The sequence below is a fragment of the Pseudarthrobacter equi genome, from assembly GCF_900105535.1.
Taxonomy (GTDB): domain Bacteria; phylum Actinomycetota; class Actinomycetes; order Actinomycetales; family Micrococcaceae; genus Arthrobacter; species Arthrobacter equi.
In genome coordinates, this window is record NZ_LT629779.1 from 1,365,208 (window position 1) to 1,389,352 (window position 24,145).

The following is a 24,145-nucleotide window of genomic DNA, read 5'->3' on the forward strand; positions in this document are numbered from 1 at the left end:
GGGGGGACAGGCACTGGCCGGCTTGTCAGGATTTAGGCGCTGACCACCTGCAGATGCACATTGCCCGGTTCCCGAAGATCATCTACCCAGATGCCGATCCTCGATGTGCCAGCCGGAACCTCATATTGCGACAGCTTTTCGCCGTACACCGTCTCCAGGGTCAATTCTCCTGTCGAGCACATAATCACTTGGGATGCGAGCGGGATAAGTTCCTGCGCGGGCTCCTGTCCAGACAGATGAATTGTTGTGTCTCCGTCCATGTCGTTAGTCCCACCGATTATTAGAGCGTCCTCGCTCGCCCAAACGAGCCCCTCCGCGGTGACATCTGGAAGCGTCGCTTCCTGAGAACCCAGCACGAGAAAGATCGCGTTAGGCAACGGTGCATGGACTGTAACGTTCATTGTTTCTCCTCTTGGTTGGCCACATCATTTCACCTTGCCAGCGGGAACTCTTGCTGCGGCTCGACGGCACGCAAAGGGATCCCTAAACGCACGGGCTCGCGTTTCTTCCCCACGCCCACGCCCGGAACCGAGCCGCAAAGGCAGATCCGAGCTTTCGGGTATTTCACAGGAGATTTACAGGTTAAACACACCTTATCCTTATGCCGGGTTCGAAGGATGAATTGTGGACCTGGCACAGGAGAGACTGAAGAAACTGCGTTTCTGCCGAAGTGGAAGTGATAGTCGCAGCCGGCTTTTCGGGACGTTGCGAAGCCGGCTGGTAGGTCTGTCGGCGGCCGCGATGCTGGTCGTCTTTGTATTGCTGAATCTAACAATGGGAGTTCTGCTGCGAGGGTATCTGGTCGATGAGATTGATAGCCGACTCCTTACATCCTTCCCAGTCCAGAGCGCGCGCCATCAGCCGACGGAACGCTTCGGGCCGCCTGACTTTATCGCGGCCCGCCAGCCACCAGATTCCCTGGGGGCGATAACTGTCAATGGCACCGTAGTTCAAGCTGGCATCTACGACCGGACGGGCAACCTCCGCACACTCAGCGACCCGGACGTGGTCGCAGTCGCGGCCGCTGGGCCCACGGAACGGCCCTCGACCCTCAGGCTTGCCGCCGGCTCGTACCGCTACATCTCAAAGCGTCTGCCAGGGGACGGGAGCACAGCAATTCTCGGGTACTCGCTGGAACCCGTGGACAACGTCATACGTCAGCTGACGATCTTAGGCGCCGTTTTATCCATTGGCGCATTGTTGGTCGCCGTCCCCGCTCTCTACGTCCTTTCCGGACTCGCTCTCCGATCGTTGGAACGACTGACCTCGTTTGCCAAGTCGATAACCAAATCAGATCTGAACGAAAGGCCCTTCACCATCGAGCCTCCACGCACCTCGCCCCGGGACTCGACGGAAGTAGTGGCCCTCTCCCGCGCAACAGGTGACATGATTCGAAACGTCGCTCAAAGCCTGGCTGCACGGGAGCGAAAGGAAGAGCAGCTTCGCCGCTTTATCTCCGATGCGAGCCACGAACTTCGAACCCCACTTGCCGTCATACAGGGCTATGCCGAAATGGCCGGGCAATTCGCTCATGCCGCACCACAGATCGCCCCGCTTCTGACGGAAATCAACTCTGGGACAGAAAGGTTAGCCGGCCTCGTCAGCAGTATGCTGACTTTGGCCAGGGCTGATGCTGCCGAAAATATGCGCCAAGAATCGCTGGATCTCGTGGCCCTTCTTGAAGAACGTATTTTCCGCGCGATCGAGCAGCACCCAACCCACTCCTGGAGCCTCACGCCTGTCGATGACCCCGTTCCCTTCATCGGGGACTTAGGGCAGCTGACCTTAGCCTTCGACGCAGTAATAGATAACGCCGCGCAGCACAGTGGTTCGTCATCGGCCATCCACGCCGAGGCCACGACACTCCCCGATCAGGTAGAACTATCCATCGCTGACAACGGGCCCGGGATTCCCGATGAACTAGGCGAGAAGGTCTTCGAACCATTCGTGACCGGTGAAACTTCCAGAGCACGAGCCAAAAGCGGGACCGGACTCGGACTACCAATCGCCCGAGCGATTTTCCAGGCCCACCACGGAAGCCTCACAATGTCATCCCGTCCAGGCTGCACAAGCTTCACCATTCGACTTCCACTTGAGCGGTAAAGTCCCGGCCACGTTGTCTTGAAGGGCCTATCCACGTTGGGCGATCCTCTACCGGGCGGCCAACCGTGGATTTACAGGGGGGACAGGCACTGGCCGGCTTGTCAGGATTTAGGCGCTGACCACCTGCAGATGCACATTGCCCGGTTCCCGAAGATCATCTACCCAGATGCCGATCCTCGATGTGCCAGCCGGAACCTCATATTGCGACAGCTTTTCGCCGTACACCGTCTCCAGGGTCAATTCTCCTGTCGAGCACATAATCACTTGGGATGCGAGCGGGATAAGTTCCTGCGCGGGCTCCTGTCCAGACAGATGAATTGTTGTGTCTCCGTCCATGTCGTTAGTCCCACCGATTATTAGAGCGTCCTCGCTCGCCCAAACGAGCCCCTCCGCGGTGACATCTGGAAGCGTCGCTTCCTGAGAACCCAGCACGAGAAAGATCGCGTTAGGCAACGGTGCATGGACTGTAACGTTCATTGTTTCTCCTCTTGGTTGGCCACATCATTTCACCTTGCCAGCGGGAACTCTTGCTGCGGCTCGACGGCACGCAAAGGGATCCGTCAGCGTGCCAATGAGGAGGGGCTGTCAGGAATGCCGCCAGGCTGCTATCCGGGTATGTCCTGGAAGTACTGCGCTACGTCATAGTTGCCAATGAGCCTTGCTAGGCCGACCGGCGTCTGCCCGCTTGCGTTGACGTGCAGCGGGTCAGCGCCGTGGGCACGGAGCAGTCCGATCAGCTCACCCCGACCTTTGGAATTAAATACGGCGATCCAAAGTGATGTGTTGCCGAAGACGTTCTCCGCGTCGACCTTTGCTCCTGCATCGATCAGAGAGGCAGCCGCCGCAGGGGCGAATTCCTGCGCTGCGAGATGAAGCGGCGTGAAGCCCTGGCGGTCCACAACGTCAGGCGACGATCCCGCGGCTAGCAACCGTGCTATTGCCTCGGCATCGTCTTCCAGCGCAGCGTAGTGGAGTGGAGAACGGCCGGCAGGGTCCACCCGGTGCCTCGGCTCGTTGTCCACGTTCATTCCTTGTTCTCGATAGCGCCAAGTCGGGTGCGCACTTCCGCTGGTCTGAAGTCATAACCTGTCGCCCGAGCACCGGTCCAATTGAGGCCCACGAGAATCCCGTCACCCTCGAGGCCGTCGATCCAGCGGGTGCGCCACGCGTCCAAGCGGATGGCCATCGGTTCGAAGTCCCTGTAGTCGGGGACATTCGCGATAACGCGCTCTGCTCTGCTCCGAAGGGACCAGAAAGGCATGCTGCGATCACCATCCCCGTTGAGCGGGGCCGGGAGGCCACCTGCATCGCGGATCGCCCACACCTCACCGTTCTTGAGGATCTCTTCGTAGAAGACAGTTGCATGCGCTGCGCTGACACTCATTCCCACAGCCTATGACGCAAGGCAGGCCAGCAAGCAGCCCACGAAACCCTCATCGGCGCCGGACCGTGGACAGGGCCAAGGCGCGGCCCGGTGAAGGATCTTCATCTGCACGTGTCGCCAGAGCCCACGCGGATCCCGAAGTAGGTCAATCGAAGCTGTGGAGGTACCTCTCCACATCGCCCCAAATCTCAGCATCGGTCCTGGGTGGGTCGTAGGTGCTGCCGAGCGCGTCCCACAGGTACCAAAGTTCCCAGGCTTCCTCGGCGTCCCGGTCTTCATATTCGACTTCTTGAAGGTATTTAACGGCGTCTCGGAGAACTTGGCCTTTGGTTCGCTCGCCAGCTTTCCACGTGGACAGTTCGTATGCCCAGATCAGAGGCCAGCGGTTTTCAAGTGGTACGGGCTGGAATGCGAGGTCGTTTAGGGTTGCTGTCCATAAGTCGCGGATGTCGTTAGGATCCTGGTTGTCGGCGCCAGCAAGCATGCGAAGGTTCTCCGAATCCATGCCATCTACCAGCCACTGGGCAGCAATGTCGGGAAAGGCCTTGACGTCTAGCAGTCCCGAGGCCAACAGGGCCATGGCCTGGGCAGGGGTCGGCTGCAGCTTCATCTGATCAGCTTTACATAGGTCTCGCGCGATATGAGCACGTCATGCGCCCGGCAGGGATCGTCTAACGGGACCGCTGGTTGCGGCGCCGACGCCATAGGGCAGGTACGCCGAGTGAGATTCCTAAGGCGGCTATGATCATGAGCCAGCTTGTGAAGTTGCCAATCGAATCGCGCGCCAATACAGCAGCTGTGATGAGGAAACCGCCCACCAGGATTAAAATGACCGTCAAAAGAATGAGTTTGCGGCGTCCCGAGTCGTCATCCATTCCCGAATCCTAGCTTCATATGGAGGCTCATTCAGCGGTTGATCGCCGGCCGGCTCATCTCGATTGCCAACGTCCGGTAAAGGATCCTTGACCGGGTGCCGAGCAGTCCGCAGCACCACAGGCTTACGGACAAGCAGTTGCTTCTGTGAATCGTGAGAACATCATCGAGTGACCGACACCACTTCGCTTGAACTGCCGCCCCTCTATGAGTCCCTGACCTGGCTTACCCCGCTCTCCGAGGAACGCGCTGCACACCTTGTGGCGTTCCTGTCCGACCCGGCGCCGGCTGAGGTTCTGGACATGGGGTGCGGATGGGGTGAACTACTACTTCGGGTTTTGTCGTCGGCGCCGCAGGCACGAGGACGCGGAGTGGACAGTGCTTCCGCGTTCATTGACCGAGCGAGGCAACAAGCATTGACTCGTGGGCTGCTCGACAGAGCGACGTTTAATTCGATGCCTGGGCTAGAAGCCCAGGATCGCCCCGCAGACGTTGTCATCTGCATCGGCGCGAGCCAGATCTGGGGGCCGCCGGTAGAGGACGCGCAGCCGCTCGACTACGCCGCAGCCCTGCGCGCCCTTCGATCTCTGGTGCTTCCCGGTGGCCGACTCGTCTACGGCGAGGCGATCTGGTCAGCAACACCTCATCCGGCGGCCACCGCCCCTCTGGCTGGACGTGATGACGAGTACCTAACAGCAGATGCGCTGCGCGAGCAGATCCACGCCGCTGGTTTCGAGGTGGTGGACGACGATCAGGCAAGCGTTGAGGAGTGGGACGTCTTCGAGGCCGGGTTTCGCGACAGGTTTACCCGTTGGCTAGAGGCACATGATGCCGACCATCCCGCCGCAGAGCAGGTCCGTCGGCGATATGAGGAACAGCGCGCTGCATATGAAGAGGGCTACCGAGGCGTACTCGGAATGGCGTATTTCTGCCTGAGGGGGTAGAAGTCCACTGCGACTCACCCCTCATGTGACGCACAGACATGCTGGCGTTCCACCAGGGGGGTGGCCCACCGCCCGCAAGCCGATCCGCTACTGGGACAAGATGGGGTTGTGCGGACAGTCCTCGGCGGACTACCAAACAGTCAGGGCCGTGCGAGCAGCGGCCACGATCTGACCGCAAATGTCTTCACGGTTTCGCGGCATATCATCCCAGTCGTCCATGAGGACAACCAAGTGATCCAGTTCTGTGGGCTGGCCTAAGGCCAGCCAGCCCTCCCGGAAGGTCAAACCCGCACCGGTGCGCGGCGCCAAGGTCCCGTCAACGATTTCATGCAGCCAGTTTCTGACCAAGACGCGGCGGGCAACGGAGTCATCCTCAAATGGCCTGCCCAACTCTTGCCTGGCTTGGAGCCATAAGTCGCGTGCGCCGAGTGGATCACTGCGCGGGTGTCCGGCCAGTTCCCGGAGGGCCGGGGAATCATAGCCATGCACTAGCAAATCTGCCGCGATATCCGGATACTGTTTGCTTGGAACGTGGCCAATTTGGTCGCGGAGAAACACCATGCGCACGCTGTCAGTTTCCCTGCCATCCATGGATAAACCATAGTCACAGTGTCCACTAAGTCTGGATCTCCAAAAACCCCGAAATCTGTCCGTTTAAGGATCCCGTAGTGGACGCATTCCAAGCGCCCACGAGAGACGGGCTTTGATTCAGCGGGAGCTCGGCGGAGAGCTTTGTTGTTCAGGTTGACGTCGCTCACGACGTTTCAACTCCGACCAAGCAAGGGCTCCCTGGTAGAGGGAGAAGGCTGCGCAAGCAAAAGCCGCAACGGCAACCCAAGTTTTCAGCGTCACATCCCACTCAAACAGCACAGTGCTGGAGAGCAGGAGGCTTATACCAATGAGAAATCGACTCAATCTCAAAGAACTCAATTGAGCTACGGAAGACTGCTCCAACTGTTCTCGATACATAGCTCAAATTAGCAAGACTTGCGACAAAGAACGATGGGTACCTGTGCGGCTGCCCGTAAGGCGGTCGATCATCGTGCGCAGAAGCCCGCCGCCACGTTCCGCGCGGTCGCTGACCCCCGGCCATGTGCGTAAGACCCGCACGGTGAAATGCGCGGTGATGGGGGGATTACTGCAATCATGATCCTCATGACTGGAATGAAGATCGGTTACGCCCGGGTCTCGACGATCGACCAGGACCTCACCGCCCAAAGAAACGCTCTCCTTGCCCTTGGGGTTGATGAGAAGCAGATCTTCGTCGATCACGGACTGACCGGCGCCAATCGGGTACGCCCGGGGCTCCGTGAAGCGATGGCTGCGTGCCGGGCCGGCGATACCCTCGTGGTGACGAAGCTTGATCGGCTGGCGCGCTCCCTTTCGGATGCCAAGGACATCGCCGACGAGCTGACAGCCAAAGGGGTAGTCCTCAGCCTCGGGGGCAGCACCCACGATCCGACGGACCCGGTAGGCCGGCTGCTGTTCAACGTCCTGGGAATGGTGGCCGAGTTTGAAGCCGATCTGATCCGGATGCGCACCCGCGAAGGCATGGCCGTTGCAAAGGCGAAGGGGCGACTGAAGGGCAAGCAGCCGAAATTATCCAAGACACAGCGGAAGCACCTTCTGACACTGCACGATGCCGGAGAGCACACGCAGGCCGAGCTGGCCGAGTTGTTCAGCGTGTCACGGACGACGGTATACCGCGAACTTAAGAGGCGCACCATATGAATCTTGAGCGGCGCCCCTGCTTAGCGTCAGGGGATCAGGCTGCGGGGTCCGAGGAACGGCGGACCATCAGGGCCGGTTCCAGTTTGCGGGTCGTCGCCGGCCCGGCGGTCCCGGCGATCCGGTCCAGCATGGCCCTCGCAGCCACCTGACCCAACTCCCTGGCGTGCTGGTATATGGACGTCAGGCCAATCAGCGGGGAAGCGGCAAACTCAATGTTGTCGCAACCAACAATGGCAACGTCACCAGGGATGGACAGCCGCCGGGCGGTGAGGGCCTCCATGACACCGATGGCCGTAAGGTCGTTGTGCGTGAAAATCGCGGTGGGCCGCTCCGCCCCCGAGTCGAGGAACTGCTCCATCACCGCGCGTCCGCCGCGTTCGGTCATGTCGCTGTGTACCAGCTGGGGCGCCAGGCCGTGCTCCTTCATGGCGTGCAGGTAACCTTCGCGGCGGGCGGTATACGGGAGCCAATCGGAGATGTCCACGTGCGCAATCCGGCGGTGCCCCAGGCCGACGAGGTGCTCCACGGCGAGCACCCCGGAACGGAAGTCGTCCGTCAAAACCGAGTCGACGCCGTCGGCCTCCAACTCCCGGGTGATCACCACGCAGGGTGTCCCGCGCAGGGCGGCCGCGAGGTCCTCGGACGTGCCGGTGTACCCGGCCAGGATTACCCCGTCCACGCGCAAGTCCACGAACGAGCGCACCGCTTCGATCTCCGTGCGCGGATCCGCGGAGCCGACGGCGACCATCACCTGGTTGCCGCTGCCGGCCAGCCCCGCGCTGAGGCCGTCATAGATGTCTGCGAAGACGGAGTTGTGCAGGTCCAGGAACAGCACGCCCAGTGTGTGGGTACGGTGGCTGGCCAGCCGGCTGGCCAGCCGGTTGGGGGAGTAGCCAAGGGCGGCTGCGCTTTCCAGCACCGCAGTCCGCTTGGCGGGAGAGACCTTGGGGGAATCGCGCATCACCAGGGACACCAGCGCCCGGCTGACTCCGGCCTCGCGCGCCACATCCTCCATGGTTACGGACCGCGGCGAAGGGGAAATCTGTTTCACAAGACTCCACTATGCCAGCCGGCGGCCCGGCCCGGCCTTAGGCTCCGAAGGGCAGCCGCGGGTCGATGTTTTGGGTGTCCCAGGTCTGGCGGACCCAGCCGTGGTGCGGGTCGTCGCTGATCAGCCATTCCCGGACGGGGCCGGGGCCCGCCATGACGTTGAGGTAGTACAGGTCGTAGCCGGGGGCCGCCATGGCAGGGCCGTGCCAGCCGTAAGGGACCAGGACGACGTCGCCGGTGCGGACCTCGGCGGAGACGTCGATGGGCCGTTCGTCGGAGGCGTAGACGCGCTGGTAGCCGATGGCATCGGCGTCGGACGGTGCTCCGGATCCGTCGGCAACCTGCGTCTCGAAGTAGTAGATCTCCTCGAGGTGGGTCTCGCCGTCCTTTTCCTCGTCGTGCTTGTGCGGGGGATAGGAGGACCAGTTCCCGGCGGGAGTGAGGACTTCGCAGACGATGAACCGGTCCGCTTCGAGCGCGGCCGGTGTGCCGAAGTTGTGGACCTGCCGGGAGCAGTTGCCCGCGCCGCGCAGTTCCACGGGGGTGTCCGCGGCCGGTACCAGCCGGGTGGGGTATGACGCCTTGGCAGGTGCCGTCGCGATGGCGACCCGGCCGCCGTCGGCCGAGCTGATGGTGACGGCGCGCCCGGTGCCGGTATAGAGCACGTCGCTGGGGCCGGCGAATACCGATGCGCGGCCGGCGAGCGGGTAGCCGGTGCCGTCCACGGTGGCGGTGAAGGACCCGTTAAGGGGCACCACAATGCGTTCTTCGTCCGCGGCGGGAAGTTCGACGGCGGCGCCCGCGGCCAGGGTGGCCACCTTCAGGCCCGTGTGGGCCCACCCATCCACGGAGAGGGTTGAATCAGACGTTCCGATCGAAACGTCCCAGGTGCCGTCGGCGGCAGTGCCCAGGGGGTAGACCCAGTTGGTCATGGAGTGTTCCTTGCGGTTTAGCGTTGTACGAGAGTCATTTCGAAGCTGTAGGAATCGGCGCGGTAGACGTGGTGCCCGGTCTCGATGTGCCGGCCGGTGTCGTCCACCGCGGTGCGTTCCATGGTGACCAGGGCCGAACCTTCGGCCGCGTCCAGCATGGAAGCCTGGTACTCGTTGGCCGTCACGGCCCCGATCCGCTGCGTGGCCAGCCGGAAGTTGACGCCGCCGCGACGGAGGATCGAGTAGAGGCCTTCGGCTGACAGCATCGCTTCGTCCATGGAGGCGATGTCGTCGCGCACCCAGTTCTCCATCAGGGCCAGCGGCTTTCCGCCCACTTTCCGCAACCTGGTGAAGTGGTACACCTTGGACCCGGCGGGCAGTTGGAGGATGGCCAGGGTGGCGTCGTCGGCCTCAATGTGGGAGAAGCTGAGCACCTCGGTGGTGGGCTTCTTGCCGTTGTTGGTGAGGTCGTCGTAGAGGCTGGAGAGTTCCAGCGGGCGGCGGACCTGGCTGGAAACCACCTGGGTTCCGACGCCGCGCTTGCGCACCAGCAGGCCTGAGCGCACCAGTTCGTCCATGGCCTTGCGCATGGTGGGCCGGGAGAGGTTCAGCTGCGCCGCGAGGTCGATCTCGTTATCCAGCCGGCTGCCCGGTTCCAGCACTCCGCTGTGGATGGCCGCCTCGATGCCCTGGACCACCTGGTGGTAGAGCGGCACGGGGGAGGAGCGGTCGATGCTGAGGCCCAGGTTGTTCGCCACGGTGTGTTCCTGTTCTCGGTCGCGGCGTCCGGTTCCGCCCGGATGGGGCGCAGCCGCTTTGCCGCCATATGTTCTCTTGATAGGACATACTTTCTGGTTCGATCGTAGCAGGCGGGGTTGTTGGGTCAAGGCTGCATGCGCGCCGGTTGGCCCAAGAGCTCACAAATTAAATTGTTCTGACATTAAGACTTTCTCTTGACCGCAGAGATTAGAGCGCTCTAATCTGGTGGCACGCATCACATTCCGGACCGTTCGGTCCCTAAAGAATCTGAGAGGCAACAATGCTGTTGCAGAAACCTTCCCCCAGTGCCGCCGGGTCCACCCGCCGGGGCTACCTGGCCCGCCTGACCGTCATTTCCACCCTCGGCGGCCTGCTGTTCGGCTACGACACCGGCGTGATCTCCGGCGCCCTGCTGTACATGAACGACTCCCTGAACATGACCGCCGTCGAAGAAGCCACAGTTGTCAGCGCCCTGCTCTTCCCCGGTGCCGCCGTTGGAGCCCTGGCCGGTGGCCGGATGGCGGACAAGCTGGGCCGCCGCGGCTCGCTGCTGGTCTGCGCGCTGTTGTTCCTGGCTGGCGCGATCGGCTGTGCCATCGCGCCCAACGTCACGTTCATGGTCGCCGCCCGCATCATCCTGGGCCTGGGCGTCGGTGCAGCTGCGGTCACCTGTCCGCTGTACCTCGCCGAAATGGCGCCGGCCCACCTTCGCGGGCGGATGGTCACCATCAACGAACTCATGATCGTTACCGGCCAGATGCTGGCCTTCGCCATCAACGCCCTGCTGGACGCCCTCATCCACGACACCGAAGTGTGGCGCACCATGCTGGGCATCGCCTCGCTCCCCGCCCTGGCGCTCCTTGCCGGAATGCTCATGCTTCCTGAATCGCCGCGCTGGTATGCCATCCGCGGACGGCTCGAAGACAGCCGCCGCGTCCTGGCCATGAGCCGCACCCCGGAACAGGCCGCTGCCGAATTCGAGGAAATCGCCCGGACCGCCCGCACCGCCAAGGAAGAGCGTGGCCACGCCTGGCGCGGCCTGAAGAACAACCCCTGGATGCGCCGGCTGCTATGGATCGGCATCGGTCTGGCCACCGTCCAGCAGGCAACCGGAATCAACACCGTCAACTACTACGCACCCACCATCCTTGAAAAGAGCGGGCTCGGCGTCAGTGCCTCACTCGTGGCCACCATCGGCGTCGGCGTCACCTCGGTGCTGATGACCATCCTGGGCATCTGGCTGCTGGGCTTTGTGGGCCGCCGCAAAATGCTGGTCATCGGTTTCTCCGGCGTGGTGGGCTCACAGGCACTGCTGGCTATCGTCTTCCTCCTGCCCCAGTCCGACCTTGCCAGCTACATCATCCTGGCCGCCATGATGCTGTTCGTGGCTTTCGTCCAGTGCTTCATCGGTACCTGCGTCTGGCTCCTGCTCTCGGAGATGTTCCCGCTGGCCATCCGCGGCTTTGCGATGGGAATCGCGGTCTTCGCCCTGTGGACCGTCAACGCCGCCATCTCATTCCTGTTCCCCATCGTGGTCAACGCCCTCGGCTCCACCGGAACTTTCGGACTGTTCGTCCTGGTCAACGTCGCGTCGCTGGCCTTCGTGGCGAAATTCGTCCCGGAAACGAAGGGCCACTCGCTTGAGGACCTTGAGGCACACTTCCGTGACGGTGCGGTGCCGGCAAGGGTTTCCGCCTAGCACTCCGGCGAAGACCGCCGCATCCTGATATCCGCCTGCAAGCATCGCGGGGTCGGACCCAGCCCTTCCGGTACCAGCCGGTCGGGCAGGGTCCGGCCCCGCGTTCGCGCCCGCTGGCCTAGGCTGAACCCATGACCAGCGGCGGACGACGACGGCAGCCATGAGCCATTCCGGAAAGCTGGGGCCAACGCCCCGCAGCCTCGAAGTCGAGGACTTGGAGAGCTTCGACCGGCTGGTCGCCGCGGGGGCGGTCCATGCCCACGGATGGCATGCGCAGTCCCTGGACCTGCGCGGCAGGTCGGCGGCGCTCAACGGCCTGGTCGTGGAAGACGCCCTGTTCCTGGGCTGCACGTTCGACGACGGGATGGAAGGCAAGCTGCGCGGCAGGGGAGCCCTGATCTTCCCGCGGCTGCAGGGGGTCCCCTTCGATCCCTACCGCTCAGCCCTCTACTCGCCTGCCGAACTGTACAAAGGGCTGGCCGACGCTCCCTACGAAGAGCTGCCGGATGCGCGGATCTACCACTGGAGCATCCAGCCGGGCCGGGAACACCGCGTGGAAGCCACCCTGGCATCTTCCCTGCACGACCATGCCATCGGCGATGCGCTCGACGAAGTACTCCGGGCCGGCCCCTGGTCCGGGAAACGCATGGTGGGCGTCATGGGAGGGCACGCGGCGAAACGGGGGAGTGCGGACTACGCGGAGGCCGCGCGGCTGGGACGGCTCCTGGTCAGCGGCGGACATGCAGTGGCCACCGGCGGCGGGCCGGGCGCCATGGAGGCCGCCAACCTGGGCGCCTACCTGGGCGGGCACGACGACGGCGTGCTGCAGACCGCGCTTGGCCTCCTGGCTGCCGTCCCCGGCTTCCGCCCTTCCGTGTCCGCGTGGGCACGCGCCGCGGCAGCCGTCGTCGAACGCTACCCCGGCGGTACACCCTCGCTGGGAATTCCCACCTGGTTCTACGGGCACGAGCCGCCCAACTACTTCGCCACCCACATCGCCAAGTACTTCGCCAACTCCATCCGCGAGGCCGTGCTGCTGGACGTCTGCCGGGGCGGCATCATCTTCCTCCCCGGCGCCGCCGGAACGGTCCAGGAAATCTTCCAGGACGCCTGCGAGAACTACTACGGCGCACGGGAAAAGGTGACGCCCATGGTCCTGGTGGGCACCCAATACTGGACCCGCGACTACCCCGCCTGGCCCCTGCTCCGGCAGCTCGCGGCGGGCCGCGCCATGGAGGACCGGATCTTCCTGGTGGACACCGTGGACCAGGCCGTGGCGGTGTTGCAGGACTGACGGGCACTGAACTTTTCCCGGGCGGCCTACGGTACGTATGGGGCTAGAGGTCTTTCCGGCACTGCGCCTTGCTCAGCTCATACAGGCCGTTGCGGTCCCCGTCTGCGAGGCTCCCCGAGGCGCCAACCGAACCGCCGATTTCCGGATACATCAGCTGGGCGGGGTCGGCCACATGGTCCAGTCCCATCACGTGGCCCAGCTCGTGCAGGATGACCGCCGCGGCGTACAGCCTCCCGTCCGGCTGCCGCAGTTCATCGGTGATCTGCGGGGCATCCAGGTCCAGGCTGCCGGTGACAAAGGTCTTGGGACCGCCGTCGAAACTGAAGTGCGTGCTTCCGCCTGTGCCGATCACCTTGCCCGCAAGTTCCGGAGAAGCTTCCGGCGTGGTCCAGGCGATCAGCAGCGGCGCCCAGCGCTCGCCATAGGCTGACGGCTGGTACGCGGCGCGCTGCGGCGAGGGCTGTTCGCCGGTGGTGCCGTCATAGACGAAGGTAATGCCGGTGGCGGCCGAAATGATGCTGATGGCATTTGGGACGAGCCGTTCCGACCCCTCAGGAGCCAACTGGTCATTCACCTCGTAGTGGAGGGGGCGGCAGGGCGAGTAGCCCACGGGGGTGCCGTCGCCGTTGACCGCCAGGAAGCGGTAGGAGTCGCTGCCCGCTGCCGGAACCTCCGGCTCGGCAAGCGGAACCGGCTCCTCCTCGTACCCCGGAGGGGGCGCTTCCGTACTGGCCGCGGATGGTTCGCCGGCGAGCCCGGGGAGGGGGTCCTCCCGGCCAGCTTCGGGTTGTGCTTGCGAGTGTTCGGGGACCTGGCCGGGTCCCTGACCTTGGGTCAGCAGTTGGCTGATCCGCGGATCGCCCAGGGCCAGGGCGCCGCCCAGTACCGCGGCGGTGCACAGCGCGACCACAAGCACGGCCCGGTAAACCAGGCCGTGCTTGCGTTGGGGGCTGCTCCCGGCATGCCTGGGCGGGAATTCCTCCACTAAAGGCCTTTCACGGCAGGGCCGCTGCTAGCCGACGACGGTGCCGAAGACGAGCCCCAGCAGGTAGGTGACAGCGGCAGCGCCCAGGCCGATGCCCAGCTGGCGCAGGCCCCGGGTCAGGGGCGACGTGCCGGACAGCAGGCCGACGACGCCGCCGGTTGCCAGCAGCGCCACGCCTACCAGGGCGCCGGCCACCACCAGGGCGGTGACCCCGGTCAGGCCGAACAGGAACGGCAGGATGGGGATGATGGCGCCGGACGCGAAGAAGCAGAAGCTGGACAACGCGGCTCCCCAAGCGGTGCCCACGGCCTCGTGCTGGTCCTCCTCCTCCGGCAGCTCGGGCTGGAGCGACAGGCTGGGATCGCAGTCGCAGGAGAGCAGGCCCATGCGTTCGGCCACCCGGTGTTCGGCTGCTTCGTGGGACATGCCACGGGCCAGGTACACGAGCAGGAGCTCGTTGTGTTCCAGATCCAGCTTGGGGGCGGCAGCCAGCGTGACCTGCGTGGGGCGGGTGGCGGCCAGGAGTTCCCGCTGGGACCTGACAGAGATGAACTCACCGGCGCCCATGGACATGGCGCCGGCCAGGAGGCCCGCGATGCCGCTGAGCAGCACCACGCTGCTGGCGACGCCGGACGCCGCCATGCCCATCACGAGCGACAGGTTGCTGACCAGCCCGTCGTTGGCGCCGAAGACCGCGGCACGGAAGGTGCCGGCAAGGCGGTTGCGGCCCCGGGTAGCCAGCCCGCGGACCACTTCCTCATGGATCTGTTCGTCCGCGGCCATGGCCTCGGTGGCGTTGGGGTCCTTGGCGTAGGGCGAGCGCCCTTCGGCCCGCTGCGCCAGCGCGAGCACGAAGACCGACCCGAAGTGGCGGGCCAGGAAGCCGAGCATCCGGCTGCGGGCCGAGGCAGGGCGCGGTTTCCCGGCCTGGTCGCCGAGCAGTCCCAGCCAGTGGGCTTCGTGGCGGCCCTCGGCCTCGGCGAGGGCAAGGAGGATCTCGCGTTCCTCACCCTCGCGGTTCTGGGCCAGGTCCCGGTAGACGGAGGCCTCGGCCCGTTCGTCGGCAAGGTATTGGCGCCACCGCTTGAGGTCCGCGGACGACGGTGTGGGGTGGTGTCCCGCTGCGCCGGTACGGGGCGTGGACTCCGGGCTGGAATGGTGCGGGGTGGAATGGTTTGGCGTGGACTGGGCGTGCTGCGACACGAAAACTCCTGGGCTGGTGGGACATGGTATTCGGCCCCGTTGCAGAGCCAGCCTACTGCGAATTTCCGCGGTATTTCGGCTGGCATTCCTCGCTTCCGGGTTTCGGTATGCCTTAATCCGGTGGCGCTCCCGGCGTTCCCGGAGAGGCCGTCCCGGCACTGTCCACAGCCGGCCGTTGGACCCTTGACCCGGCCCATCCGCGGTGTTGAGATGAAAGTACGGCGCAGCCCGGCCGCCGCCAACAAGAGCACGTCAGGCGAACACACGGAGGTTGAATCATGGGCACCACCGGACAGCACCCGGACATGCCGCACCTGGACGCCGTGGAGGCGGACCCCGCATACGACTACGCCGAAGACACACCGGCCGCCAGCGAGGACTGGGACACCGAGGACGAGTTCCTGGACCAGGAGGAGCCGGTAGTCCATGCAGCGCCGGTGGTGGTCGACGCCGAGGACCGTGTGGTCCCGCTCGATCCGGACGAGGTCCGTGAAGACGGGTAAGCCGCGCCAAGGGGCGCAGGACGGACGACGGCGGCGCCTCCTCCCGCTGTCCGCGAAACGAGGCGCCGCCGTCGTGCGTTGCCTTGAACCAGTGCGTGCAGGAAACCCTTCGGCTTCTGCGGGTCCGGTCAGTTGGCGGCAATCCGCTCAGCGGACTCTTCCTGCGAGTCCTGCCCTGCCACACGCCGCTGCCAGTTGCGCATGACGTGCGGCTCGGTGGGACGGGTGAGCAGGGACGTGGCGATGTACACCACCGCGGAGCTGATCAGGCCGAAGTAGATCGGTTCGTTGGCGAAAACGCCTGCCAGTGGTTCCACGGCGTTGACCTCCAGGATGATCATGGTGCCCAGCGTCACCACGGAACCCACGGCCATGGAGGCTGCCGCGGCAATGCCTGTGCCGCGCTTCCAGACGAGCCCGCCCAGGATGGCCACGAGGAGGCCGCCCACCAGGATGTCGTAAGCGATGGTGAGCGCAGCCACCACGTCCTTGGTGACGATGGCGATCAGGATGGCCACGATGCCCAGCCCCAGGACCCACAGGCGGTTGGCCTTGACGTCGTGCTCGGGGTTGTCGGAATCGTCCGTGTTGACGGTTTTGCCGAACCAGCCGGCAACGAACGGCAGCACGTCGGCACGGGCCACGGTGGCGGCAGCGATGAGGGCGCCGGAGGCGGTGGACATCATGGCCGCAACGGCTGCGGCGAGGACCAGGCCGCCGATGCCGATGGGGAGCAGGTTCTGGGCCACCTCGGCGTAGACCACGTCCTTGCCTTCGGTGGCGACGTCGATGCTGGGCAGGGCCACGCGTGCGCCGAGGCCGATGAGGGCGCCGGCAGCACCGTAGAGGATGCAGTAGATGCCGGCGGTGGCGCCGCCCCAGCGGGCTACCTTCGGCGTCTTGGCGGTGAACACGCGCTGCCAGATGTCCTGGCCGATCAGCAGGCCCAGGGTGTAGACCACAAAGTACGTGATGATGGTTTCGACGCCGATGCCGTCGATCTGGAAGAAGCTGGCTTCCACGCGGCTGCGGATGCCGTCCAGCCCGCCCGCGGCGTTGAGCGTGAAGGGCAGCATGAGGAAGAAAATGCCCACGGTCTTGATCACAAACTGGACCTGGTCGGCCAGGGTGATGGACCACATGCCGCCGATGGTGGAGTACACCAGGACGATGGCGCCGCCGACAGCGATGGCCAGGGCCCGGTCCCAACCGAACAGCACCACGAAGATGGTGGCGTAGGCGCCGGTGGACGTGGCGCACAGCATCAGGGTGTAAGCGAGCATGATGATGCCGGAGGTGCGGGTGGCCTGGCTGCCGTAGCGCAGTGACAGCATCTGGGAGACGGTATAGATCTTCAGCTTCTGGATGGTGCCGGCGAAGGCGAGGCTGAGGAGCAGGACGCCGGCGCCGATGGCCACCACCAGCCACATGCCGGAAATGCCGAACTTGTAGCCCAGGCCGACGCCGCCCACGGTGGAGGCACCACCGAGGACGACGGCGGCCATGGTGCCCGTATAGAGGAAGGGTCCCAGGCGGCGGCCTGCCACCAGGAAGTCGCTGTTGTTGCGGGTGCGGGACTTGCCCCACCAGCCGAACGCCAGCATTGCGACGAGGTACACCACCACGATGGCGATGTTGATGACACTTGCATCCATGTTGGGTTCCTTGGAGCTGATTGGCAGCCGACGTGCCCGGCGGGGATCCGGACTGAACTGCGGGAGATGGAAAAAGGGGAGGAAGCTCCCGATAATTGCCTTATAGGCAACAGGTGTTTCCAAAGATTAGGCTGTGACCGCAGTAACAGTCAAGGGGAAGTTCATGGTCTGGGCCCGCGCGCCATGGAGGCGTCACACATGGTGGTGGCCATTAGTATTGCTGCAGAGCGGGGCCGGACTGCCGGCTATGAAAGGTTCGTGAATGAAGGCACTGCCAGTTGAGCCCAGCAATGTTCCGGTTGCCATCGGCTCCCGGATTCGCGCGGCGCGGCAGTCCCAGCGGCTCACCATCGAGCAGGTAGCGGACGCCACCGGGCTGACCAAGGGCTTCCTCAGCAGGGTGGAGCGTGACCTCACCTCGCCTTCTGTTGCCTCGCTGGTGACGCTGTGCCAGGTCCTCTCCATTTCCATCGGCGACCTTTTCGTGTCCCCGGAAACCCATCTCACCAAGCGCAATGAAGGCCCGCGGATCTCCCTCGGCGGCCAGGGGATTGTGGAACGCCTGCTGACGGCCCGGTCCGAGCGGCGCATCCAGATCATCCAGGCCGTCATCGAGCCGCACGGCCGCGGCGAGTCCGAGCTCTATGCCGTGGACTGCGACGTCGACGTCCTGCACGTCACCAAGGGCAGCATCCGGCTGATCCTTACCAATGAGGAATACGACCTCAGTGCGGGGGATACCGTCACCTTCCCCGGCCGTGAACCGCACACCTGGATCAACCCCACCGACAAGCCGGTGGAAGTGCTCTGGGTGCTGGTGCCCGCCGCCAGCCGTTAACTTCTTCCCTCCATCTGCGGGCCTTCCTGCCCGGTAACTCTTGCTCGTCCCTGTCAGAGGCCAGTCTGTCTCCCCGGATTCCGCAGGCCGCAGTGCATCCGCGTCGGAGTAACCGGGGTGGAGTGCACGATCACCAGCCCGCTTTGCGCGGCTCTGCAGCCAGCACTGGGAACCCCGCGTCCCGGAGTTGGCCGGAACGGGCCACGCCGCCCGACTGCCGAACGTATTCGAGGATGTCCATGTGGCCATTGGACGGTGTAGCGAGAGTGCGCGGAACCTGGTTGCTGGCGTAAGTGGGCAACCGGGAGCTCGGGTGCGTGTGCATTCCGTCCCGGTTTCCTGCGGTCCGTTGGCCGTCCGCGGCCGGACTGGCGCGGATCTCCGGTGTTACCGCGTAGAGACAGCGGCGGTAAGTGGGCAGGAGTGCACAGAGCTGCCCGGTGCTGAAGGTAAACACTTGATGCGCATTGGAAAACAGGGGTGTATGATGGCAGTCACATCAGCCCCTCACTCTTCAAAGGAGAAACCCGCATGGAAGAGCTGCGCATCGAAGCCAACGGCAACCTTGGACCCATCGACTCGTCCCGGATTCCGCGCTACGCCGGAGCGGCCACGTTCGCGCGCCTTCCGCGGCTGGACCAGGTGGCCAGGGCTGACGTCACGCTGGTGGGCGTGCCCTTCGACTCAGGCGTCTCCTACCGGCCGGGGGCCAGGTTCGGGGCCAATCACGTCCGCGAGGCCAGCCGGCTGCTGCGCCCGTACAACCCGGCCTGGGACGTCAGCCCGTTCGAGAACGTCCAGGTGGCCGACGCGGGCGACATGGCAGTGAACCCGTTCAATATCAACGAGGCCATCGAAACCATCCAGCAGAACGCCCTGGACCTCACCGCCGGCGGCAGCAAGTTGGTGACGCTCGGCGGCGACCACACCATTGCGCTGCCCCTGCTCCGCGCCGCCGCTGAACGCGCCGGCGGTCCGATCGCCATGCTCCACTTCGACGCGCACCTGGACACCTGGGACACCTACTTCGGTGCTGAATACACCCACGGCACCCCGTTCCGCCGTGCCGTCGAAGAAGGCATCCTCGACACCGAGGCCATTAGCCACATCGGCACCCGCGGTCCGCTCTACGGGAAGAAGGACCTCGACGACGACCACCGCTTCGGGTTCGGCATCGTCACCTCGGCGGATGTCTACTACCAGGGGGTCCTGGAAACCGTGGCCAAGGTCCGCGACCGGATCGGCAATCGCCCCCTCTACATCTCGGTGGACATCGACGTCCTCGACCCGGCGCACGCACCCGGCACCGGAACCCCCGAAGCGGGCGGCATCACCAGCCGCGAACTCCTGGAGATCATCAGGGGCTTCCGCGGCATGAACCTGGTGGGCGCCGACGTCGTGGAAGTGGCCCCGGCCTACGACCATGCGGAAATCACCGGCGTCGCCGGAAGCCACGTAGCCTACGAACTGGTGACGCTGATGGCAGACAACGCCGTGCCCGGCGACCGCTTCGGCGCAGCCACCGGCTACGCAAGCCAGGCCCTCGGGCAGGAAGTCCGCCGGCCGGCAGGGTTCGCTGCAGCGGGCAAGGAGTAGGCGGCCATGATCGACGTCGATCCGGGCGCGGCGGCACCGGGCGCAAGTGCAGAACCCGGCACAGGCGCCCGCAACGGCGGGGACCTCGTCGTCGAGACCCTTGAAGCCCTGGGCGCAAAGACCGTCTTCGGCATTCCCGGCCAGCACGCGCTGGGACTCTTTGACGCCATGGGCCGCGGAAACCTGCAGTTTGTCTCCTCCCGGGTGGAGAACAACTCCGCCTTCGCCGCCGACGGATACTCCCGTGCCACCGGTGAAGTGGGCGTCCTGTTCCTGTCCACCGGCCCCGGCGCTCTGACCTCACTGGCCGGGCTGCAGGAGGCTTACGCCACCGGTGTGCCCATGGTGGTAGTGGCCAGCCAGATCCCGTTGGAGGGGCTGGGTGCCCGGCGCAAGGGCATGCTCCACCAGCTCGATGACCAGAAGGCCTCGGCCGCTAACGTCACCAAGAGCCAGCGGCTGATCCAGCACGCCTCGGGTATCCCGTCCGCCATCCAGGACGCCTGGACAGAGGCCATCTCCTCGCCCCAGGGCCCCGTGTGGATCGAGATCCCGCAAAACGTCCTGCTGGATCCCATCATGGTCCCGCCGGTGGAGGACGCGCTGGCCGAGGCCGCGGACAACCCGCCGCGCGTCGAACTGGTCCGCGAAGCCGTGAAGTGGCTCCAGGGGGCCAGGCGTCCGGCGATCATCGCCGGCGGCGGCACCCGCCGCGGCAATGCGGAGCAGTCGTTGCTGTCCATTGCCGAGAAACTCCGTGCGCCCGTCATCTGCACTCCGGGTGGCAACGGCGCGTTCCCCTGGACCCACGAACTGTCGCTGCAGTCATGGATCGAAGACCGGTACATGACCGACGTCCTCGAGGACGCGGACGTGCTGGTGGTCATCGGCTCGTCCCTGGGGGAGGTCACCTCCAATTACTTCACGTTCGAACCCCGCGGCCGGATCATCCAGATCGACGCCGAACCCCGCGTCCTGGAATCCAACCGGCCCGGCCTGGGCATCCGGGCCGACGCCGGGCAGGCGCTCGCAGCCCTGGACGAAGCGCTGGCGCCGGCCGAAGTTGCAGTTGACTGGCATGGCTCCACGCCCGAAGAGCTGGTGAAGGAATCCCTCACCAAGGTAAAAGCCAGGCTGGAGTCCCAGGACCTCGCCAAGGAACTGGCGTTCATGGCGGACATCCGCGAGGCCGTCCCAGCGGACATGCAGACCTTTTGGGACATGACCATCGCCTCCTACTGGGGCTGGTCCTGCTGGGACTCCCGCGAGGGGCAGTTCCACTCGGCCCAGGGCGCCGGCGGCCTGGGCTTCGGCTTCCCGGCTGCCATCGGGGCTGCCGTAGGCCTGGAAACGCTGGGGAAGACCGCTGGTTCTGCCCGGGTGCTGGCTGTATCCGGCGACGGTTCGTCCATGTACTCCATTTCGGAGCTGGCCACGGCAAAGCAGCACAACGTCCCGGTCACCTGGCTGATCGTGGACGACGGCGGCTACGGCATCCTGCGCGAATACATGGTGGGCGCCTTCGGTAAGGCCACCGCCACGGAGCTTGCGCGCCCGGACTTCGTCAAGCTCGCCGAAGCGTTCGGCGTGCCCGCGGTCAAAGTGGCCCCCGGGGATGTGGGGGACGCGCTCAAGGCAGGATTCGCCGCCGACGGCCCCAACGTCGTCGTGGTTGAAACGCTCCTGAAAATGTTCGGACCCACGCACCTGGGCGACTAGCAGCGCATCGTCGCAGCGACGCTCCCGCACCCTGCCATGGCAGCGGTGTGGGGGCGTTTGCCGTTTAAGGACGGCAGTCGGCCGACGGCGGCGGGACAATTCGTTTCCCTAAGCAACCTTTTCCTGATACAGTTGCTTGCAGCAACTAATTCTTTAGGGAGGGTCATGTCTGTCGCACCGGCTACCGCCGCCGATCTCGTCGGCCATATCTTTGACCTCCAGCGCGCGCTGCGCTGCGTCACCATGATGAACGTCAAAGGCCAGGACACCGGCATAGCCCTCCAGGGCGTGCTCAAGTTCATCGGCGAAGGGGAAACCCGCGCGGCGCACCTGGCAGAACGCCTCGGCGTCAGCCCCCCGGTGCTCAGCCGGCACATCGCTGAGCTCGCCGACGCAGGCCTGGTGGTCAGGACTCCGGATCCGGACGATGGCAGGGCCCAGCTGCTGGCCCTCTCTCCGCGGGGCAAGGAAAAACTGGCGGAGCTCATCCGGCACCGGGCCGAGACGCTGCAGGGCTACCTCTCCGACTGGAACGAAGACGATGCCATCGCAACAGCCGCGATGCTCAACAAACTGACAGCCTCACTGAAGAATTCCATCCGGGCAAGGGCGGCCGGAACCACCACCGAACACCAGACCATGCAGGAGTCCCTCAATGGCTAACGTCACCGCCGCCGCGGACCTGGAGGAGCGCCATCGCGAACGCTCTGCCAAACAGGAATCACGGCAATCCAAGCGCCACGAACCCGGCGCACCCATGAACCACCGGCAGATCATGGAGGCCCTCACCGGCCTGCTCGCTGCCTTCTTCACCGCCATCCTCAGCAGCACCATTGTGGCCAACGCGCTGCCCACCATCATGTCCGAGCTCAAGGGCACCCAGACGGACTTCGCGTGGGTCATCACGGCGGCACTGCTGGCCAACGCGGCCACCACCCCCATCTGGGGCAAGCTCGCAGACCTCTTCGACAAGAAGGTCCTGGTCCAGCTGAGCATCGTGATCTTCGTGGCCGGCTCGGTCATGGCAGGGTTCTCGGAAAACATCCCGTTCCTGCTCACCGCCCGCGTGATCCAGGGCATCGCCATGGGTGGCCTCACCGCCCTGGCCCAGGCGATCATCGGCTCCATTATCCCGCCCCGCGAACGCGGCAAGTACTCCGGCTACATGGGCGCAGTCATGGCCGTCGGTACCGCCGGCGGCCCGCTGCTGGGCGGCTTCATCGTGGACAGCCCGCTGGGCTGGCGCTGGACCTTCTTCGTCTGCGTGCCGCTGGCCGTGGTCGCCCTGATCCTGCTCCAAATCACGCTGAAGATCCCGCACGTCAAGCGGCCCGCCAAGATCGACTGGCTTGGTGCCATCCTGCTGACCTCCGGCGTCAGCCTGCTCCTCATCTGGGTGTCCTTCGCCGGCAAGGCCGACTACTACGACTGGTGGTCCTGGCAGTCGGCACTGATGGTGGGCGGCGGCGTCCTGCTGCTGGCACTGCTGGTGCTGGTTGAGTCCAAGGTGTCCGCACCGATCATCCCGCTGAAGATCATCTCCGACCGCACCACCGCTCTGGCCATCGTGGCCTCCGTTGCTGTTGGCGTGGCCATGTTCGGTTCTTCAACCTTCCTGGGCCAGTACTACCAGGTGGCCCGCGGCGCCACGCCCACCGAGGCCGGCCTGCTCACGCTGCCCATGATTGCCGGCAACCTCGTCGGTTCGGTGGTTTCGGGCCAGCTGATCAGCCGCTACGGCAAGTGGAAGGGCTTCCTGGTGGGCGGTACCGTCCTGCTGATCGGCGGCCTCGCGATGGCCGGAACCATGGACCACACCACCGAACTCTGGCTCACCGGCATCTACACGGGCATCTTCGGCATCGGCCTTGGCATGCTCATGCAGAACCTGGTCCTTGCCGTCCAGAACACCGTCCGCGCCCAGGACATCGGTTCCGCCAGTGCTTCCGTTGCCTTCTTCCGCTCCGTCGGCGGCGCCATCGGCGTCTCCGTGCTGGGCGCCGTCATGGCCAACCATGTCAAGGACCTGGCCACTGACGGTCTGGCGAAGCTCGGCATCGAGTCCACCGGCAACAGCGGTGCCACGCTGGACCTCAAGGACCTGCCGGCGCCGATCGCCGACGTCATGCGTGCGGCTTACGGTGACGCCACTGCCGGGATTTTCATGATCTCCGCCGTCGTTGCCGTGGTTGCGCTGATCGCCGTCCTCTTCATCAAGGAGGTGCCGCTGCGCAAGACCGTGGACATTACTCCTGAAAAGGCCCTGGAGGCCAACGCCGCCGGCGAGGCGGGGATGACCGCCATGACTGGGCAGCTGCCCATGGTTTCCCCCGATGCTCCCCGCGACGCGGATGGCGGATACAGCACCGCTGAAGCTGCGCGGCCGGCGGGAATCCACGCAGGACCGGGGACAGGCGCCGCGCCGGCAAAGACGTACGACGGCGGCAAGGCAGCGGCCGCAGCCGCGTCCAGGTCCGTAGCAACCGAGGACTTCGAGGAGGCTTTTGCCCGGACGTTCGGCAGCGAAGGGTTGGACCTCAGGTCCGCCGACTCTGTCGAAAAGGCGGCCGACGCCGTGGCCAGTGCCGCCGACACCCTCCGGAAGCTGCAGGACACCCAGCACCTGCTGGCCCGGCAGCAGGCCGAACTGGGCGGGCTGGTGCTGGACATTCAGGAGCAGCTGCGGTCCCAGCGGGACCTCGCCGCCCAGCAGGAAGCGACGGCAGCTGAACTCCGCAGGGTGCAGCGCAAGCTGCTCAAGGAACGCAAGCTGCAGGCAGCTGCCGCCCTGTACCTGGCCGGACGCGGCAAGCACAGTGCCGCGAACCCATCGTCCGCAACACCTGCCGGGACCCCTCGGGACCAGTAAGGCGCTGC

Annotated in this window: 24 protein-coding genes; 11 read left to right on the forward strand and 13 right to left on the reverse strand. The window is 64.9% G+C overall.

The genetic code is table 11. The features are described from left to right. Nucleotides 1-32: 32 nt before the first annotated feature. Nucleotides 33-401, reverse strand: coding sequence for a hypothetical protein (locus tag BLT71_RS06210; RefSeq protein ID WP_091718509.1), 369 nt, complete (start codon nt 399-401; stop codon nt 33-35). Between the two features lie 223 nt (nt 402-624). Between BLT71_RS06210 and BLT71_RS06215 the strand changes: the two genes are divergently transcribed. Further along, nucleotides 625-2,103: a sensor histidine kinase gene (locus tag BLT71_RS06215; RefSeq protein ID WP_091718507.1), complete on the forward strand. Its 1,479-nt coding sequence runs from the start codon at nt 625-627 to the stop codon at nt 2,101-2,103. Nucleotides 2,104-2,211: 108 nt separating this feature from the next. Here BLT71_RS06215 and BLT71_RS06220 read toward each other — a convergent pair whose 3' ends face one another. From BLT71_RS06220 to BLT71_RS06240, 5 genes are all read right to left on the reverse strand, one after another. Next, nucleotides 2,212-2,580, reverse strand: a complete 369-nt coding sequence (locus BLT71_RS06220) for a hypothetical protein (protein WP_091718509.1) — start codon at nt 2,578-2,580, stop codon at nt 2,212-2,214. Nucleotides 2,581-2,708: 128 nt separating this feature from the next. Beyond that, nucleotides 2,709-3,125 (reverse strand): ankyrin repeat domain-containing protein, encoded by a 417-nt coding sequence (locus BLT71_RS06225; protein ID WP_197676732.1) that lies wholly within the window; start codon nt 3,123-3,125, stop codon nt 2,709-2,711. A gap of 2 nt (nt 3,126-3,127) precedes the next feature. Next, nucleotides 3,128-3,487 (reverse strand): DUF2750 domain-containing protein, encoded by a 360-nt coding sequence (locus BLT71_RS06230; protein WP_091718511.1) that lies wholly within the window; start codon nt 3,485-3,487, stop codon nt 3,128-3,130. Between the two features lie 145 nt (nt 3,488-3,632). Next, complete coding sequence (locus BLT71_RS06235) at nt 3,633-4,097, reverse strand: hypothetical protein (RefSeq protein WP_091718513.1); 465 nt, start codon at nt 4,095-4,097, stop codon at nt 3,633-3,635. A 61-nt stretch (nt 4,098-4,158) separates the two neighbouring features. Next, nucleotides 4,159-4,362, reverse strand: a complete 204-nt coding sequence (locus BLT71_RS06240) for a hypothetical protein (protein WP_091718514.1) — start codon at nt 4,360-4,362, stop codon at nt 4,159-4,161. A gap of 168 nt (nt 4,363-4,530) precedes the next feature. Here BLT71_RS06240 and BLT71_RS06245 point away from each other — a divergent pair, with 168 nt between their 5' ends. Then, nucleotides 4,531-5,304 carry an SAM-dependent methyltransferase gene (locus BLT71_RS06245; protein ID WP_091718516.1) on the forward strand — a complete coding sequence of 258 codons (774 nt, stop codon included), beginning with the start codon at nt 4,531-4,533 and terminating at the stop codon, nt 5,302-5,304. Nucleotides 5,305-5,433: 129 nt separating this feature from the next. Here BLT71_RS06245 and BLT71_RS06250 read toward each other — a convergent pair whose 3' ends face one another. Next, nucleotides 5,434-5,895, reverse strand: a complete 462-nt coding sequence (locus BLT71_RS06250) for a hypothetical protein (RefSeq protein ID WP_091718518.1) — start codon at nt 5,893-5,895, stop codon at nt 5,434-5,436. A gap of 564 nt (nt 5,896-6,459) precedes the next feature. On the opposite strand from BLT71_RS06250, the gene BLT71_RS06255 reads away from it, so the two are divergent. Further along, nucleotides 6,460-7,035 carry a recombinase family protein gene (locus tag BLT71_RS06255; RefSeq protein ID WP_197676737.1) on the forward strand — a complete coding sequence of 192 codons (576 nt, stop codon included), beginning with the start codon at nt 6,460-6,462 and terminating at the stop codon, nt 7,033-7,035. A 34-nt stretch (nt 7,036-7,069) separates the two neighbouring features. Here the strand turns inward: BLT71_RS06255 and BLT71_RS06260 are convergent, their stop codons facing one another. From BLT71_RS06260 to BLT71_RS06270, 3 genes are read right to left on the reverse strand one after another with little or no spacing between them, the layout of a single operon-like run. Continuing rightward, nucleotides 7,070-8,086, reverse strand: a complete 1,017-nt coding sequence (locus BLT71_RS06260) for a LacI family DNA-binding transcriptional regulator (protein ID WP_157693432.1) — start codon at nt 8,084-8,086, stop codon at nt 7,070-7,072. Between the two features lie 37 nt (nt 8,087-8,123). Then, nucleotides 8,124-9,017 (reverse strand): 5-deoxy-glucuronate isomerase, encoded by an 894-nt coding sequence (gene iolB / locus BLT71_RS06265; protein WP_091718523.1) that lies wholly within the window; start codon nt 9,015-9,017, stop codon nt 8,124-8,126. A gap of 17 nt (nt 9,018-9,034) precedes the next feature. Further along, entirely contained in the window at nt 9,035-9,775 is a 741-nt protein-coding gene (locus BLT71_RS06270) for a GntR family transcriptional regulator (protein WP_091718525.1), read from the reverse strand. Nucleotides 9,776-10,056: 281 nt separating this feature from the next. On the opposite strand from BLT71_RS06270, the gene BLT71_RS06275 reads away from it, so the two are divergent. Both BLT71_RS06275 and BLT71_RS06280 read left to right on the forward strand, forming a co-directional pair. Beyond that, nucleotides 10,057-11,475, forward strand: coding sequence for a sugar porter family MFS transporter (locus tag BLT71_RS06275; RefSeq protein ID WP_091718527.1), 1,419 nt, complete (start codon nt 10,057-10,059; stop codon nt 11,473-11,475). A gap of 160 nt (nt 11,476-11,635) precedes the next feature. Continuing rightward, complete coding sequence (locus BLT71_RS06280; protein ID WP_091718529.1) at nt 11,636-12,769, forward strand: LOG family protein; 1,134 nt, start codon at nt 11,636-11,638, stop codon at nt 12,767-12,769. 43 nt (nt 12,770-12,812) lie between these two features. On the opposite strand, the gene BLT71_RS06285 is transcribed toward BLT71_RS06280, so the two are convergent. Together BLT71_RS06285 and BLT71_RS06290 are read right to left on the reverse strand one after the other, a co-directional pair. Next, nucleotides 12,813-13,754 (reverse strand): matrixin family metalloprotease, encoded by a 942-nt coding sequence (locus tag BLT71_RS06285; protein ID WP_091718530.1) that lies wholly within the window; start codon nt 13,752-13,754, stop codon nt 12,813-12,815. Nucleotides 13,755-13,781: 27 nt separating this feature from the next. Beyond that, nucleotides 13,782-14,957, reverse strand: coding sequence for a VIT1/CCC1 transporter family protein (locus BLT71_RS06290; protein ID WP_091718531.1), 1,176 nt, complete (start codon nt 14,955-14,957; stop codon nt 13,782-13,784). Between the two features lie 278 nt (nt 14,958-15,235). Between BLT71_RS06290 and BLT71_RS06295 the strand changes: the two genes are divergently transcribed. Then, the gene (locus tag BLT71_RS06295; RefSeq protein ID WP_091718533.1) at nt 15,236-15,460 is read left to right on the forward strand and encodes a hypothetical protein; all 225 of its coding nucleotides are present in this window, start codon (nt 15,236-15,238) and stop codon (nt 15,458-15,460) included. Between the two features lie 128 nt (nt 15,461-15,588). On the opposite strand, the gene BLT71_RS06300 is transcribed toward BLT71_RS06295, so the two are convergent. Continuing rightward, the gene (locus tag BLT71_RS06300) at nt 15,589-17,115 is read right to left on the reverse strand and encodes a sodium:solute symporter (RefSeq protein WP_091718535.1); all 1,527 of its coding nucleotides are present in this window, start codon (nt 17,113-17,115) and stop codon (nt 15,589-15,591) included. A 262-nt stretch (nt 17,116-17,377) separates the two neighbouring features. Between BLT71_RS06300 and BLT71_RS06305 the strand changes: the two genes are divergently transcribed. The 5 genes from BLT71_RS06305 (at nt 17,378) to BLT71_RS06330 (ending at nt 24,137) form a co-directional block, all read left to right on the forward strand. After that, complete coding sequence (locus tag BLT71_RS06305) at nt 17,378-17,953, forward strand: helix-turn-helix domain-containing protein (protein WP_091718537.1); 576 nt, start codon at nt 17,378-17,380, stop codon at nt 17,951-17,953. Nucleotides 17,954-18,484: 531 nt separating this feature from the next. Then, nucleotides 18,485-19,549, forward strand: coding sequence for an agmatinase (gene speB, locus BLT71_RS06315; protein ID WP_091718541.1), 1,065 nt, complete (start codon nt 18,485-18,487; stop codon nt 19,547-19,549). Between the two features lie 6 nt (nt 19,550-19,555). Then, on the forward strand, nt 19,556-21,268 hold the full coding sequence (locus BLT71_RS06320; protein WP_091718543.1) for a thiamine pyrophosphate-binding protein: 1,713 nt from the start codon (nt 19,556-19,558) through the stop codon (nt 21,266-21,268). 165 nt (nt 21,269-21,433) lie between these two features. Then, on the forward strand, nt 21,434-21,931 hold the full coding sequence (locus BLT71_RS06325; protein ID WP_091718545.1) for a MarR family winged helix-turn-helix transcriptional regulator: 498 nt from the start codon (nt 21,434-21,436) through the stop codon (nt 21,929-21,931). Continuing rightward, nucleotides 21,924-24,137, forward strand: a complete 2,214-nt coding sequence (locus BLT71_RS06330) for an MDR family MFS transporter (protein WP_091718548.1) — start codon at nt 21,924-21,926, stop codon at nt 24,135-24,137. The genes BLT71_RS06325 and BLT71_RS06330 overlap by 8 nt, the downstream gene beginning before the upstream one ends. The last annotated feature ends 8 nt before the right edge of the window (nt 24,138-24,145 follow it).